Origin of the sequence: Hominilimicola fabiformis, from assembly GCF_020687385.1 — a bacterium.
Lineage (GTDB): Bacteria > Bacillota > Clostridia > UBA1381 > UBA1381 > Hominilimicola > Hominilimicola fabiformis.
The window spans coordinates 86665-103415 of the sequence record NZ_JAJEQM010000007.1 but is presented as its reverse complement, the minus strand read 5'-3'; the positions used below and the strand labels follow the sequence as shown (position 1 = coordinate 103415).

The 16751-nt window shown below is 36.4% G+C and carries 8 protein-coding genes; all 8 read right to left on the bottom strand.

What is annotated here, in order from left to right; translation table 11 throughout:
- Positions 1-12: 12 nt before the first annotated feature.
- Positions 13-144, bottom strand: coding sequence for a hypothetical protein (locus LKE05_RS06525; protein ID WP_308456310.1), 132 nt, complete (start codon positions 142-144; stop codon positions 13-15).
- A 25-nt stretch (positions 145-169) separates the two neighbouring features.
- The gene (locus tag LKE05_RS06520) at positions 170-1621 is read right to left on the bottom strand and encodes a response regulator transcription factor (protein WP_308456309.1); all 1452 of its coding nucleotides are present in this window, start codon (positions 1619-1621) and stop codon (positions 170-172) included.
- Positions 1622-1625: 4 nt separating this feature from the next.
- Positions 1626-3311, bottom strand: coding sequence for a sensor histidine kinase (locus tag LKE05_RS06515; RefSeq protein ID WP_308456308.1), 1686 nt, complete (start codon positions 3309-3311; stop codon positions 1626-1628).
- A 192-nt stretch (positions 3312-3503) separates the two neighbouring features.
- A complete protein-coding gene (locus tag LKE05_RS06510; protein ID WP_022229070.1) occupies positions 3504-4553 on the bottom strand; it encodes a substrate-binding domain-containing protein in 1050 nt (349 codons plus the stop codon).
- A gap of 73 nt (positions 4554-4626) precedes the next feature.
- Positions 4627-5691 carry an ABC transporter permease gene (locus LKE05_RS06505; RefSeq protein WP_308456307.1) on the bottom strand — a complete coding sequence of 355 codons (1065 nt, stop codon included), beginning with the start codon at positions 5689-5691 and terminating at the stop codon, positions 4627-4629.
- Positions 5691-6680 (bottom strand): ABC transporter permease, encoded by a 990-nt coding sequence (locus tag LKE05_RS06500; RefSeq protein ID WP_022229072.1) that lies wholly within the window; start codon positions 6678-6680, stop codon positions 5691-5693. The genes LKE05_RS06505 and LKE05_RS06500 overlap by 1 nt, the downstream gene beginning before the upstream one ends.
- 16 nt (positions 6681-6696) lie before the next feature.
- Entirely contained in the window at positions 6697-8187 is a 1491-nt protein-coding gene (locus LKE05_RS06495) for a sugar ABC transporter ATP-binding protein (protein ID WP_308456306.1), read from the bottom strand.
- A gap of 414 nt (positions 8188-8601) precedes the next feature.
- Positions 8602-16611, bottom strand: coding sequence for a sialate O-acetylesterase (locus tag LKE05_RS06490; RefSeq protein WP_308456305.1), 8010 nt, complete (start codon positions 16609-16611; stop codon positions 8602-8604).
- Between the last annotated feature and the right edge of the window lie 140 nt (positions 16612-16751).

The window sequence follows — 16751 nt, the reverse complement described above, 5'->3', positions numbered from 1 at the left end:
ATAAAACCGAATTTATTTATCTTTTGTCTTTTTAGGTTTGCCGAGTCCATTACAATATGGGCATATAATCTTGCCTATATCGGGATTCCATACATATTTTTTCCCGCAAACCGGGCACTTTTTAAATATTGGTATAATTGTCATTTGTATCACTCGCTTTTAATATAATTTATTTATCTCTTGCCGAATATTCGGTCGGCCACATACCGGTTTCACGTTTGAATGTTTTTGAGAAATAGTATGATTCTTTAAATCCGACTGCGTCGGCAATATCTTTTATTCTTAAATCATTATTTTCTTCGATTAATTTCTTTGCTTTTTCTATTCTGTACTTAGTTACATATTCATTGGGTGATACGCCTTTTTGGCGTTTAAACAATCGGCTTATATAACTTGGTACAAAACCGAATTCTTTTGATAAAACATCACTTGTAATGTTTTTATTATAATTATTAATCAGATATTCTTCCACTTCATTTGCAAGCTGTTCATATCTGTCAGGATCACGTTTATCGTTTCTCAATGTTGCCAATATTGATATAATATCAGCTATAAACGCATCGTATGAAACAAAGCTTGCAAGTGCATTGACGAATTCTTTTTTTACACTTGTATTTTTCCGCTTCATATGATTCGGATAATTCAAGGTGTAAGTATCCAGAATTATATTCAATAAACCGTTTATTTCTTCTTGTGTACAATCAGAGGACATCATATTATTCATTACGGCGGTTAATTTGTTTTTCAATTCATCGTTGTTTCTGTTTTTTATTGCAAAAACAATACTGTCGACATCTGCTTTTGAATATGGCTGTGATATATCTTCATAACTGTCCGACAATGAATTACAGCACAATAATTGCGATTTGTTTAGAATAAGATGTTTTATGAGTTGTTCTCGCAGTTTGCTGAAATACTTTCCTGTATCCTTAAATAAAACTCCTTTTTGATAAACAATAGTTACAGGAAGATTTTTGTTTGAAAATCCATCATAAATTTTGTGTATTAATTCCTCTTGCCTTTCTTCTGTTTCGGCAGTGATAACCATAAGCCGTTCAGAAAGCATATTACTGTTAAAGAAAATATATTCTTCCGACGGTGTAAGCAGATTATCCATAAAAGTATCAATTCCCGAATCCGTCCAAAAACGTTCACCGGGAAGAAGGACTTCCGAACCGTACAATAAATATGCTCCGGCACACGCAAGAACTACTATTGTATTATTATCGTCTGACATTTTACTTTTACTGCCTATCTCACTTTTTATCCTTGCCGTAAGCTCACTTACCTTATCTTTTGATATTGGCTTTAACAGATAGTCAAACACCTTATATTCTAAGGCTTTTCTCGCATATTCAAAGTCAGAATATCCGCTTACGATTATAACTTTTGTATCGGGTTTATTCTGATAAATCCAACCGGCAAGTTCAATTCCTGTCATTATAGGCATTTTAATATCTGTAATAACAATATCAAAATCTTCATTTTTCAATTTTTCTACGGCACTCTTACCGTTTATGCAACATTCTTTAACACAAAAATCAGAATCAACCGATTCTAAAGTTGATTTAATCATTCGCATAATCGGAGGCTCGTCCTCAGCAATAAGCACTTTAAACATATTTTTACTCCCCCGCAACAATTTTTATTTCCATACCGTTATCGTTATATATATCGTATTTGAGATTTTTGTTGTGCGTCATAGTAAGACGGACTATTGTATTTACAATACCCAATCCGCCGATATTCCCCACTTGTCTTTCATTTAATGCTTTATCTATTTTGTCTTTTATTTCGGCAATTCTTTCTTCGGATATTCCCGAACCGTTATCCTTTATGATAAGTTCCCATCTATCTTTCGTGCCTATCATCTTTATATCAATATTCCATGGTGGCTCTTTTTCTTTAAAAGCATGTATAAAACAGTTTTCTGCAAGCGGTTGTATAAACAATTTTGGCACCGGAATGTTCATCAAATCATCTGAAACATCAATCTTATAAGAAAAATAATCCTCATATCTTGATTTCATCAATGCAAGATAATTTTTTGTATGGAGTATTTCTTCTTTAAGCGGTACAGTAACTTTTTGATATGCTGCAACGTATCTAAGCATATCAGACAATTCGACGCACATTGTGGAAACACTGTCACAGCCCGCCTCACTTCCGGCAGAACTGATTACCGCCAACATATTGTACAGAAAATGAGGATTCATTTGAGCCTGCAAAGCAAGTGCATATGCCTTTTTCTCTTGAATAATCGAACTATTCATTCTTTCAAGCATTTTTTCAAAACTGTCCTCAAGCTCTTTTATTTCATCAATAGCATCATCGTTGATGTGAGCCATTTTATCATCCGGTGCGTCAATTTTGCAAACGTGATTTGCTAATTGTGAAATCGGTTTTATAACTTCTTTTCCGATAGTTCGGCTTATCAAGAAGACAAACACTAATAATATTGCATACAAAGCCACAAAAATCGATAAAATAAATATTATATTTGTCTTTGTATTTGACACGGGTGTTCGTATCATTATTTCCCAGTTTGCATTATTGACAAATGCCGAAGAATACTCGCTTCTTTCTCTTTCTGTATATACGGTCGGATATATAATTTTTCCGTTTGAACGGTCACAAATTAAAATCTCGGCATTATCTTCCGTATGCAGCATTTGTTCAAGCCTGTCCACGCTTGCTCTAACCTCAATTATACCGCAAACGGTATCGGAATAATCATTTTTAAGACTCTTTTTTAAAGTTATAAATTCTCTTGTACTTTCTGTCCAAGGATTTTCCGATGGTGCGGTTATTATTTTATCGTCGTTTTCTTCGATTTGATTTAACTCTATGGCATAATTCATATTTTCCATAGTGCTTTGAAATTTCTTTTTATCAATGAAGTAATTTTGATTTGATACAAAATCACCGTATCCGTTATAAACCGATATATTGAAATTACCGTTTCGATCAGTAATCAATCCGTTAAGGATAGATGAAACGTCAATTCCAAGCAAGACATTATTATTGAAAAAATTACTTTTATCATTTTTGGTATTGTTAAGGTTATAAAAAATATTTATTATACGAGGTTGACGTTTTACTTGTTGTGCAAGTACGTCTATTTCTTCTATGTATGTGTCGACCTGTCGAGCCATTGTTTCCGCAATTTTCGTCCCTGCATTTTCTGCCTCATAATTAAGTTTTGTCACAACAGAAAAGTACATTACAATCATTGCTACAGCTAAAATCAAAGCTATAAAAATCAAATATGGTCTGACAACTCTTTCAACAAGTCTTGAATGTTTTTTCATATCAAACTCCGTTTTTATTACATTTAGTAAAAAACTACAAATCATAGAAATGTACAATCAATATATTGTACTATATTAACATATTAATTATACTCTATCGGCATTATATTTGTCAACGAAAAAATGTCCCTTTTAATAAAGGGACATTTTTTTAGGGGGGAAATAATACAATTAATCAGTAATTAACTAAAATCAATAAACTTCTTTCCACTCAGCAATGTTTTCTGTATCAAATTTGAATGGATCACCAAGCATTACTTCTGTACCACCATCTGCAGCTTCTGTAATCTTCTTTTCACCAAGGTCACCGGCATTAAATGAACCGCCTACATCACCTGTAATTGTGCCTTTTACAAGTGCATCCATTGTGTAACCTGACAAATAACCTATATCAACAGGATTCCATAGATACATCCAAGGGCAAGTGCCATCTTCGATAAACGGAGCCATTTCCGAAGGCAAGCCAAGACCTGTTAGTTTTACATCTGACTGTTTATCTTGCAATACCTTACCTGCGGCAAGCATACCTACAGTTGTCGGAGCAATGATAACTTTAATAGATGAATCTGTCAAAAGTGCTTGTGTTTCTGATGTTGACTTTGTTGGGTCATCGTCACCGTATGCAACTTTTATAAGTGGTGTATTTGCATACTTTTCAGGATTTTCTTCCAATTCTTTCTTCATCCATTCAATCCATAGATTTTGGTTTGTAGCTTGTGCTGTTGCAGACAATACAGCGATACCGCCGTTACCGTCTACCATTTCATAAGCCGCTTGAATTAGTCCTCTGCCGATTTTTTCAGGATCGGCTTGTTGAATATGAGTTTGTCTTGAATCTTTATTTACAGCACTGTCAAGCGAAATGACCTTAATACCTGCGTCCATAGCTTCTGTCAATGCAGGTTGCAATGCGTCTGCATCGTTAGCTGCAATAGCGATACCCGCAACGTTTTGTGCTACAAGCTGATTGATAATTTCAATCTGCTTTTCCGGTGTAGCCGCTTCAGGACCTTTGTAAAGAGGTTCTGCTCCGATTTCTTTACAAGCCTTTTCAAAACCGTCATATACTTTCTGCATATAAGGATTTTGTACGTCTTTCGCCACAAATGCGTATGTACCGCTTGCCGATGAGCCATCTGAACTTTGAGATGTTGTGCTTCCGCCACCACCTCCGCAACCTGCCATCATAGTTGCTCCGATTATTGCCGTTAGACCTAATGCCAATAGTTTTCTTGCTTTCATGTTTAAAACCTACCTTTCTTATTTTAAAGTTTTCCTTTATTTTTCGGAGTTTCCTACTCCGATTGATACTAAGTTATTTTTGCGACTTTGTCGCCATTGCTTTAAGTTTTTTGAACCAATTCATATTACCGATACTATCTCTGAAACTTGGAATTGCAACTGCAATTATCAATAGTAAACCTACAACTATCATAATAATCTGGCTTGATGCGTTGATTAGACCAAGACCATATCTTAGATAACCGATTACCATAATAGCAAGTGTTGCACCAAGTATTCTTCCTTTACCGCCCGAAGTTGATACTCCGCCAAGTACAGCCATTGCTATAATATCAAGTTCATATCCCTTTGCAACGTCAGGACGTACACTTGACATCTTTGATGCAAGGTAAATTGCTGCAATTGCTGATAATAAACCTGTCATTGTATAAACAATAATTTTAATCTTATCTGTTTTTACACCCGAGAATTTTGCAACCGTTGTTGAATTACCCATTGCGTAACATCTTCTGCCGAATTTTGTGTAGTGAAGAAGATAAGCAAAGAACAAAGCCTCAACTACTACAAATATTAATGCGTATGGAACCATTCCACCGATTTTACCGGCTGCAATTTGTGTAAACCAATTTGGGAATCCTCCCACCGAATTGGTTTCCAAAATAATCTGTGCTATTCCTCTGAATATTATCTGTGTTGCAAGCGTTACAATCATACTTGACAATTCAGGGAATTTTACAAGGATGATTCCGTTAATCAAACCACATACAGTGCCTGTGACAAGTGCAAGACCGATTGCTTCAATCATCGGAACTCCTGCGTCAAACGCAACACCCATAATTGTTGCTGAAAGAGCCATAATTGATGCAACACTGATGTCGATTTCACCGAGCATTAATACAAATGCCATCGGAAATACTACTATTGCTTTATCCAAGAAGTCACGGGTTGCATTTAAAATTGATTTTGCGTGTGCATAATACGGTGACGCGGATATATTAAATACATTTACCAATATAAGCATTAATACAAGCATCCACTCCCATTGAAAAAGAAATCTCTGCCAAGAAAATCCTCTTTGGGCTGATATTGTTCTTGTACCGTCACTGCTTACAGCCTGTTTTACATACTCTTTAGCCATCAGATATTCCTCCTTCTCAATGCTTTCATTTCAACGTTTCTTTGAATTAACGAGTTTGCTATAATTGAAAGAAGTATAATCAAACCGCGAATTGCCTCTTGCCAGAATGAAGATACATGGATAAGCGGCATTGCGTTGTTAAGAATACCAAGTAATACAGCACCCAACAATACGCCTTGTACTCTGCCTGTACCGCCATTAATGCTTACACCGCCAAGTACGCAAGCTGCGATTACATTCATTTCATATCCGGTACAGGTTTCACCTTGAGCAACTCCGTATTTACAAACATAAAGTATACCGCCTAAGCCGGCTACCGCACCTAATATAGTATAAACCATAATTAATGTTCGATCTGTTTTGATACCCGAAACTCTTGCACTTTCTTCACTGTTTCCTACCGCATAAATCTTTCTGCCCGTACGGGTTTTATTTAGGAAGAATGCGGCAATTATATAAACAACTATTGCTACAACTATAAGATTATTTATACCAAGAAACTTTCCTGTCGCGATTGACAGAAACTTTGTACCCATTTCCTGTTGTTTTACCCAACTTCCGTTAGCAACTAAATATGTAAGTCCGCGATATATATTCATCATACCGAGTGTTGCGATAATAGGTAATATTTTCAGTTTAGCAACCAATGTACCGTTTATGAAACCACATACGATACCGACTGCTATCGATACTAAAATTATTACCACTCCGGGAACTGCTTGATTATTTTTAAGTATCGTTCCGCCGACCATTGCACCCAACGCCATTATCGAGCCGATTGAAAGGTCGATACCGCTTGTGATAATTACCATCATCATGCCTACCGCCGTAATTGCAAGAACTGCCGTTTCTGTGAACATATCGGAAATGTTTTCAAGTGTGAAGAAGTTTCCTCCACTTCTTATTTCAATAAATACAGAAAGTGCAATCATTACAATAATTAAGCTGATTTCACGAATATTCGATGAAAAGAATTTTTTTAACTTCATAATTAAATTACACCTCCTACATATTCATTGCGGCCTCAAGAATTTGTTCTTGAGTAACGCCTGTTGCATCTGCAAAAATCTTAGATACTCTGCCCTCTTTCATAACAAGGATTGTATCTGCCATACCCAATACTTCCGGCATTTCCGAAGAAATCATTATTACTCCGAAACCTTGTGCCGCCAATTCTGACATAATTTCATATATCTGTGCTTTTGCACCTACATCGACACCCTTTGTCGGTTCGTCAAGGATAACTACTTTCAAATCGGAATTTAAAACCTTTGCTACGATAACCTTTTGTTGATTACCACCTGACAAACTTGACGCCTTATCAAATACAGAAAGAGCCTTTGTTTTAACTTTTTCCAAAAGTTCTTTTGAACGTTCACGTTCTGCTTTTCTGTTTATAACAGTGAACTTAGTAAATTTTTCAAGTGTTGATAATGTTACGTTTTGTCCCAATCCCCAATCAAGAATCAGACCTTGTTTTTGTCTGTCCTCAGGCAAATATCCGATACCTGCTTTCATAGCGTCTGACGGATGTCTTATTGAAAGTGTTTTTCCTTCCAAAATGACCTTTCCTTTATCGGGTCTTTCAATACCCATAATACCTTGACATACTTCTGTTCGTCCTGCACCAACAAGTCCTGTCATAGCAAGGATTTCGCCCTTGTGAAGTGAAAAAGAAACATCTTTGTAGTACCCTGTCTTTGATAATCCCTCAACTCTGAAAATTTCTTCTCCTCTTTCAACTTCTTGCTTAGGATAAATTTGAGAAATTTCACGTCCGACCATTTTTGAAATCAATACTTCATTTGAAATTTCATCTACATTCCATGTACCTATGTACTGTGAGTCACGAAATACGGTTACTCTTGTAGCAAGTCTGTACATATCTTCAAAACGATGCGAGATAAATATTATTGAACAGCCTTCATCTCTAAGTTGTTCTGTAATTCTGTATAATTCCTCACATTCTCTTTTTGAAAGAGCCGCCGTAGGCTCGTCCATTATGATTATTTTTGCATTTGTAGAAATGGCTTTTGCAATTTCGACTATCTGTTGTTCCGCAACTGTAAGATTACCCATACTTGAATGTGGGTCAATGTCACTTCCCAATCTCTCCAAAAGCGCTTTTGCATCCTTGTGCATTTGTTTCCAATCAATTGTATGGAACTTTGTCATTTTCTCGTGTCCTATGAAAATGTTTTCCGTTACACTTAAATGTTGATATGCCGTACCGTGCTGATAAATAGCGGCAATACTTAATTTTTGTGCATCTTTAGGATTTTTTATTTCTACTTTTTCGCCGTTTATGAATATTTCACCTTCTTCAGCTTGATGTACTCCGGTGATAACTTTTATGAATGTTGATTTTCCTGCACCGTTTTCACCCATAAGAGCATGTATTTCACCTTGTTTTAACTGAAAGTGAACATTATCAAGAGCCTTTACTCCGGGGAATATTTTCGTTATTCCTTTTAGCTCAAGAATGTATTCAGACATCTCTCTCATTCCTTTCTTTGTTTATTTGTTGACTTTATTTTAACTAAAATCATTAATATCTTCAATGGAAAAAATCGAAAAGAAGATGTAAAATTTTAAAAAGTGTATTATTTTAAATTTTTCTATCGTGTTAGTTGTGCAGATAAGTGCACAAACCGCTTGGGGATGCCTGAAATATTTAGGTTTGTTTAAAATGCTGTACCTTGCAATAATGGACGTCATGAAAAATGGATTAGTCGCCGTCGTGATTGGATATGAGCTTCATTCTCAGTTGGAGTTCTTCTTTGCTGATAGAATCCGCTATTGACTTTCCGATTTTTTGATAACGCAAAAGCGGACGGAATTTAATTCCGTCCGCTTAAATAAAATTTTCTATATCATTTTGTATTTACACAAAACTAAAAGAATACTCTTTTAGTTATTGTATACCTCTGCTATTGCTTTACCTGCCGCTATGCCAACTGTATTATATGCGATTTGGTGAAAATGATAATTGTCTTTCATATTTTCCTTAAATTCAAGGAATGAACCTACTGTATAAACATTATCATTCTCACTTGCAAGTTCTGCTTGTGCATCGTGTACTGTGACATATGCCTCATCATGTTTGCCGTCTGTATCGTCGTCACCGTTATAGTGACCTGTTTGAACTATGAACATATCTGTAACGCCCACTGTTTTCATATACTCAAACACATTAAGCGTCTGTGACTTATATGACGCTGCCGACTGACTTCCCGAATAAATTTTATCCGCGTCTGCTTCGCCTTGACACCAAACCATAAAGATATGATTTACAGTATAACCGTTATCTTCAAGATAGGTTTTAGCGGCGGTAAGTCGCGACTGTGCCTCATTCTTTTGTGCCGCAGTATTCCAATATCCTATATTTGTACCGCCTCTTGATGCTTGGACTCCTACAATCGGAACACCTGTTTGGGCATAATAGCTGTTCATAAGTGATGAAACCATATCCCCACTTCTTCTGTCTACACCGTTACTTCCGTTGTCATTTATAGAATCGTTGTTTTCACTCTTGCCAAAAGGTTCTGATACACTGAATAACATATCTGCATTTGATACACTTCTGAATTCATATCCTGCGCCTATCGGGCATTCTGTCGCGTCAGCGTATTCACCACGTCCTGCCATATTTGACTGCCCCATAAATATAGCCAAGTCAACAGTTTTTGTATTTTTAGTCTTATTGTCTGTTAAATTCTTTGCAAACAACCAATCAAGCAGGCCTGATGTATTCGCAGCTGACTTCAGAATATTATGACCTTCACCGTAAATTTCTTTATATTCAACATTCGTCGCACCGTTTTCGACAAGTGCTTTATATATTGCCTTTGAAGAATCATTAATTTCCGTATCGTCCTCGCTGCCCGCAAAAATCATTACGCCTGTATTATTTTTTGCTATTGCCTGCGCCGACGTTGTATCGCCTTTTCCTGCTATTGCAATTATTCCTGCATACTTATCGGGATTATCAGAGATAACCTTATAACAGCCCTCTGTACCCTCTGAATAACCAGCAATATATATTTTCTCACTGTTTACACTATACTGATTTTGAATATCATTTACAACTCCGTCAATCATATCCGACAAATCAGTCCAATTACCATCTGCACTGCATTGCGGTGCAACAAGAATACAAGGATTTTTACTTTCCTGTTCTATAACCTTATCAAATAAATCTTGTGCGTTATACAACTGCTTTTCATTATCGTTGCCCTTTCTTGTTTCACCGTGCAAGAACATTACTACCGGATACGATACTGAACTGTCATAATTTTCAGGAAGATAATATCTGTATTTCATTGTACTTCCGTCTTTTGTATATGTTCCGCTTTTAAACTTAGGGAACGCAGTTTCGTCTGTATCCGATGAATCGGTTTCATATTCTCTTACTACAAGATTGTCAAGATATATACTTCTGTCAGCTTTCTTTGAACGCTCCGACTTAAACGATATATCCGAAATCAATCCTGTTTCTGCTCCTGTGAGCTTGCCGGTAAATGATTTTGAGCCTATGTTTACAGTAACTGTATTAGTTGTAAAATTAATCTCATTTGACACTTGCGTTACTGACGATGACATACCGTCACCGCTTACCTTTGATACCGCTGATGTAACATCACTGTCAACAGCAATTTCTTCACTGCCAATAACCATACTTCCTGTACCGTTATATACGTTAAATGAGCAATTTACAAGATTTGTACCCTCACTGTCATTAATTTCGTATGTAAACGTCTGTCCGCCCAGTGCACCGACATACAAATCAAAATTAACATTCGCCTTATTACCTATTGCAGGGTTTAATTTCAATGACAAAGTACCCGGTGCAGTTACATTTGCATTAAATTTAATATTCTGATTCGTTTCGTTCCAAGCCGCAGAGCCAGACACAACCGGTACATTTTCACCCTCTGTCGCCGTTGTATTTTCTGCGAAGTCCCACTTCTTTTCGATTGTCGGTAAAGATTCTGTATTGGCTTTTATAAACTTTTCAGCCTCTGCAACGGAATAAACTCTTGTCACTCCGCTTTCTTCACCTCTGATAACCTTACTGTCACTGTCGGCAGAAAGACTCGATAAATCTTTATATGTATATGAATAATCGGTTGTTTCATATCCCATACTCTTTAATTCTGCCGCAATAAATGATGACGCAAGCAAAGCGGAATGTTGTGTCAAGTGTAGGTTATCGCCTACCTGATAATTATTAACCGCCCAATTTGTATCGTTTGTATCTGTTTTGGCTTGATTTACATATAATTGAGTGTATTTATTAAGGTCTATGCACTCCACACCGATACTCTCGGCAAATTCAGTTATATCATTAATCTTTGTTGAAGTGCTGTATGTGAAATATGTTTTGTGCTGATATTTACTGTTATAAACAGGGCTTACAAGAACAGGTACTGCACCTTTTTCTTTCGCCATAGCCGCCATTTCACTCATATACTGTTCCATTTCATCAACAGTAATCTTATTTGATGAACTTACCGAATCATTAATACCGAAGTCAATAATCAAAACATCATCTTTTTGAATTAACTTTTTAACCGATTCAAAACATTCGTTATACCAAGTCTTAACCGTAGCACTCGGCTGACCGAAGTTTGCAACCGCATATTTTGTCGGTGATAAGAACTTTTCAAGCTGCATACCGAAGCCTGTCATCATAACTTTATTGTTATCCAAGTCGTCACCGTCTGCATTTTGCGGATAGTAATTTGCAGATTCACTGTCACCCGCTATCCAAACAACTTGCTTTTTATACTTTTTGGGTACTCTGACAACTTCAACCGACGCAACTCTCTCGTTTCCGCCCGAAGTATTACCGATTGCAAGATTTATCTGACCGCCTGTAACTTCCATTCTCGGTGCATACATTACACCGTATCCTGACGGACGGTTTTGTGAACCCGATGATGTAGTATTATTTATAATCTGAACACCGTTATTATAAACATCTGCTCTCGCTCCGCCTTTTCTGTATACAGTAATGTCATAAAAACCGTCAGGTACATCTATTTTTATAGTATTGTCACCTGTCGGCAAGCAACCGTTTTCGTTAATATGATAATCACCGTCTCCAAGTCCGTAACCTTTTTCTTCTGTATAAGAATTTGCATTGACTTTTACATATCCGTTTATATATTCATCTTTTGATGAAGAAGTATTGGTAAATTCAAATTTATACTCCGGCACTACCGTCACTTCTGATTTTGACGTATTATGAACTTTTCCGTTTTCTGCCTTGACGCTTTTGTATGTTCCGTCACCGTTATAAACCCTGTATGTATTGCTATCATATGAAGTAAGCTCTGATACGTCTATATATTCGTCTGATGATGTTATTTCTTCTGATGAATCATCTCCGTCTGATAAATCTTCTATATCGCTTACTTTTATCAAATGTGTTTTTCCGATTGGGTTCATCTTATCCAAACTGTCCCAATTCATCACTTTTACTGCATATCCGTCTTTGGTTGCAGGCATTTTAAGTGTCAAAGTTTTTTCGGCTGTATTGTCTGTTTCAGTGACAACCTGCTTTAAAAGTCCGTCTTTATCGTATAGCGCACAGATTGCAACGCCCTCAAAACCTTTATCAATATCAACTAAAATTGAACCGTTCTTTATTGATGTACCTGTAATTTTTAACCTTTCCGTTTCAGGCTTTTCAAGATTTATAACTTGAGGTATATCGTCTTGTTTTTCACCTGTCACAAGTTGTGCCACACGAGTTGTTATTTGAGGTAAGATATAGTTTGAGAAATCTGTATAATAATGATTATAATCTTTCCACATACTCATAAGTGCCGTGGCTCTTTCCTGTGCTTTTGCTCTTGCCTCAATTTCGTTTTTTCCGCTTTGAATTGCAGTATTATATACTGTTCGTACATCATTTGTCATAACGTTATCTGCAATTTTTCCAATATCGACAAAGCCTATAATATTTGTATCGTTTGCTCTTTCATTATATACTTCTCTGATTGCGGTATCGTAACTGTTTGTTCTCATACCTTTGAACAATACATTATCTGCGTCATAAACCTTGTCTTGAGTTGAGCCGTAATTACCTGTCGGTGTGTAACTGCCCAATATTACCTTTGCGCCCATTGCTTTGATAGCGTCTATATAAATGTTATTATACTCTTTAAATTCATCTTTTGTTGAAGATGTATCATTTGTCCCCATACCGCTTATCGAAATAACGTCACCCGGTTTAATACCGCATAGGACGTTGTTAAGTAAACCTTCTGTATAATATGAACGGTGCTGACGTCCTGCTTGACCGCTGTTATAAAATGCACTTATAACATTTGATAGTTTCGGATAATCAGACAATGTATTATTAAGCGTATAAGCCCAACTTCCGTTTTGCTGTACCGTAGAATCACCTATTGTCCACCATGCAGGCTTACTGTTTGCTGTGCGTTCTACTTTTTCAACTGTTAATGATGATAGCTTACCGTCACCCGAGAATGTAATATCCAGCACACCGTCACCGAATACCGCCGTCTTATATGTATCACTTTCTAATGTCTTTTTAGTTCTTTCAAAGCCTGTAAGTGACGAATTTACTCTTTCACACTTAATTGTGCCCTCATAAACTGCCGTAATTTCATATACTTCACCTGCTGTCAAGTTAAGTTTAAAACCAAAATTCTGACCGCTCATATAGCTTTCACCGTCTGCACAAGTTCCGTCTATACCAAATCCGCGGCTTTCCTTATATTCGGTTGAAGAAGTTACCGATGTATAACCGTCTTTTGCACTTGTTGTGAAATTGAATTTTAGATTATATACGTTTACCTTAACCGATTTTTCAAGCGTTTTACCATTTGAATCGGTTGAGATTGCTCTAACATAGATATCTGTCGGCTTTGCAGATGATGATACTGTTAATGTACCGTCACTTGCAATTTTTATATCACTGCCTGTATATTCTGTTGTGTTATCAGAATTGTATAGTTTGTATGTTACAGTCTTGTCTGTCAATACTTCCGCATTTCCGTTTTTAACAACTGCCTCATATTTGTTACTGCTCGGTATTTGTGCACCGACAGGTGATTTTACAAATGCAATACTGTCATTTGTACCGATTAGTTTTACTGTCTTTGTTACAGACTTTCCGCCTAATGTCACTTTAATAGGTACGTCGCCGGCAGACGCCGTTGAGCTTACAACAAGATTTGCCGAATACGAATCAGTGCTATTCGTTTCAACAGAAACACCCTCCGCAAATTCATCGTCAATCTTCCATTCAGCTGCACCGAATGCAGCATTACCGTCTGTCATATTTGCAGATACTGTCATAGGCACTTTTACACTGTCACTTGTAGGAATATTAACCGTATCCTGCCCGTTTATTTTAAATGAATCTGTGTCAACCTGTGCCGATTGAATTTTAACGTTATTTATATCTATAGAACTTGATTTATCTTTTGATAATGTAATTCTATAGTACTTGCCTGTTGTGTAATTTGCGTTGAAGTTTGTCAATTCAGATTGTATTAACGGAGTTTTGCCGTTATAATCGCTGTTTGAATCCAAGTTATATATCTTTGCTATACATTTCTTTACTGTCGGATCGGCTGTTACAACTATATGATACCACTTATTCTTTTCACCTGTTCCGATTTCTGTACCGTTCAAGCTGAATTTTGAATCTGTAAAAGACAATTCAAAGCCAACTGATGTGCTTTCTGTCACGTTTCCGCCTATATAACCGATAGTTCCGTCTATGCCGAAACGCACATCTTGTTCAAAATTAGTTTGTGATGTAATCTGCCCTGCATTATTGTTAATATATGATGAGTTTCCTGTAAGTTCACGAGACAGACTCAAATATTTACCGCTGTTATCTGATTTCAAAACAACATTACTCTTATCAGAGCCGTCTGTTGACCAACCGCCTGTTAAAATATCGTTTTGTGATGTTGTATATCCGACTAAACCTCTTTCGTAATTGTTGTAATCTGCGGTATAACCGACTTTTGGCAAGTATACATCAGAATTAGCCTCTGTATCAGCTAACAGTACCAACGGGCGTGACACTTTAGCTGTCTTGCCGTTATATGTAACTATGGCAGTTACCATGCCATAATAGTTAGCAGATGTATTCTTTAGTTTAAAATTGACTGAACTTTGATTTGCACTGTTTACCGTTACACTTCCGTAACTGTCACAATACACCTGTGTTCCCGGAAATGTTCCGCTTTCACCTGTCGGCTTGCCGCCAAGTGTTCTGAAACCGTCAAACTGCCAATCAATTTTATAATCTTTTACCCTTGAATCAGGGTTTGTCACTATGCTTGTTCCTCTTTCACCGACAATCTTCAATGAAATTTCATTGTCAGCATATGTATCGGAATCAGGTCCCATAACAAGCATATTGTCTGTCGGGAATGAATTAAATTCTACCGTTGCAATATTTTCAATATAATCTTGTGATATTTGTGCTGTGATTGTTGTATCTTTTGTAATTTGATATTTGTTTAAATCGTCAGAGCTTAATAGTTGACCGTCAACACTCCAGCCCTCAAAATACTTACCGTATGCCGACATATCCGGTATATTTACAACACTTTCACCGTCATAGACATACTGTGAAAATTCATCAATACTGTTATTTATTTTTACTGTATGGAATACTTCGCTTAAATCCGAATCAAGTGCTTTTGAAATTTTGATATTGTCAATGCAAGTATCAACTCCGCTTGACGGTGCCAAAAGTGCAAGACAGCTAAATGATGTTATATCCTCAGACATATTTATTCTTCCGTGATAATATACCGTATTTCCGTCAAGTGACGTTATGTATGCCGTAGCCGTTTTATTTGTAAAATCGCCTATCACTTTTACATGAATCCAATCATCAGGTATTTCTTTTGTCAAAACAGTCGGCTGAGCATATCTGCCAAGTGAAAGTCCGCTGTCCGATACACTGTTATTTATAACAAATTTATTTAAGTCTGACGGTCTGTTCATTTTAAATGCATACTTTGCATTACTGTAACAACCGTGATTCATATATAGTGAATCTGTTTTTTCAAGAACTTCAAAATTAGAAACATTCGTTTTATAATTTGTTGTCTTTATATCTGCCTCAAGTACAAAATTATCATTAATTTCAGTGATACCTTTGTATGTTGAACGTGCAGTACCGCTTTTAGCTGAAGTAACTGCAAGATATTTGTTTATTGTTTGATTGCTGTCACTTTTTAATTCTGCTGTTCCGGCAGGTGATTTCCAACCGTCAACGCTTGTACTGTTACCCGACGCTTTATCTCCGACCGTACAGTTTTCAAAATCCTCCTCATATAAGACTTCTCTCTCAGCATCTGCTTTAGGTGTTGACTGTGGATTTGATGTTTGTATCGGATTTTCTGTTGGTGTTACAGTTTCTTCGGGAGTTTCAGTTGGTGTGAATGTAATATTTTGTAGATACGAAGTTCCTTTTCTGTAACCCAAATACATTGTTTCTCCTGCTTTCATATCATAATTACCATTTGAATAACCCTTATATGTGTTATCTATATATACACCTATATCCTTTCCCTCAAACGTTGCTTTTCCGTCTGACGGTGCAGTAAATGATACATAACTTCCATTGCTGTATGACGAATTGGCATTTGTAACCTTACTGCTCTTTAAGTAAACCTTTCCGTCTGCCGATACATATGTTCCTGCATACGTTAAAACTGCTTTTGTATAATCGTCAATATCGTATATATCATCAGCCGTTCCGTATGTTGTGTCTGCATTATCTTTGACAAGTGATGTAAAATCACACGAATATGTATTATCATTTTCTGCAAATGACGTTACAGAAAAAGCAGAAAACATTGATATACACATTGCCAATGTTGTAATTAGACTTATAACTTTTTTGCACTTCATAGTTATACTCCTTTCGCACAATTACTTTTTTATTAATTAAATTATACAATTTTATAAAGAAGTTTTGAATTGCAAATTATAGAGAAAAGTTTGCAAATAGTGACATTATAAAAAATACCGATTGAAATTTTCAATCGGTA

What these genes read in the sequence shown, in the direction of transcription:
- LKE05_RS06495 (WP_308456306.1), bottom strand. Translation starts at nt 8,187, where the DNA reads ATGTCTGAATACATTCTTGAGCTAAAAGGAATAACGAAAATATTCCCC.
- LKE05_RS06505 (WP_308456307.1), bottom strand. Translation starts at nt 5,691, where the DNA reads ATGGCTAAAGAGTATGTAAAACAGGCTGTAAGCAGTGACGGTACAAGA.
- LKE05_RS06525 (WP_308456310.1), bottom strand. Translation starts at nt 144, where the DNA reads ATGACAATTATACCAATATTTAAAAAGTGCCCGGTTTGCGGGAAAAAA.
- LKE05_RS06520 (WP_308456309.1), bottom strand. Translation starts at nt 1,621, where the DNA reads ATGTTTAAAGTGCTTATTGCTGAGGACGAGCCTCCGATTATGCGAATG.
- LKE05_RS06490 (WP_308456305.1), bottom strand. Translation starts at nt 16,611, where the DNA reads ATGAAGTGCAAAAAAGTTATAAGTCTAATTACAACATTGGCAATGTGT.
- LKE05_RS06500 (WP_022229072.1), bottom strand. Translation starts at nt 6,680, where the DNA reads ATGAAGTTAAAAAAATTCTTTTCATCGAATATTCGTGAAATCAGCTTA.
- LKE05_RS06510 (WP_022229070.1), bottom strand. Translation starts at nt 4,553, where the DNA reads ATGAAAGCAAGAAAACTATTGGCATTAGGTCTAACGGCAATAATCGGA.
- LKE05_RS06515 (WP_308456308.1), bottom strand. Translation starts at nt 3,311, where the DNA reads ATGAAAAAACATTCAAGACTTGTTGAAAGAGTTGTCAGACCATATTTG.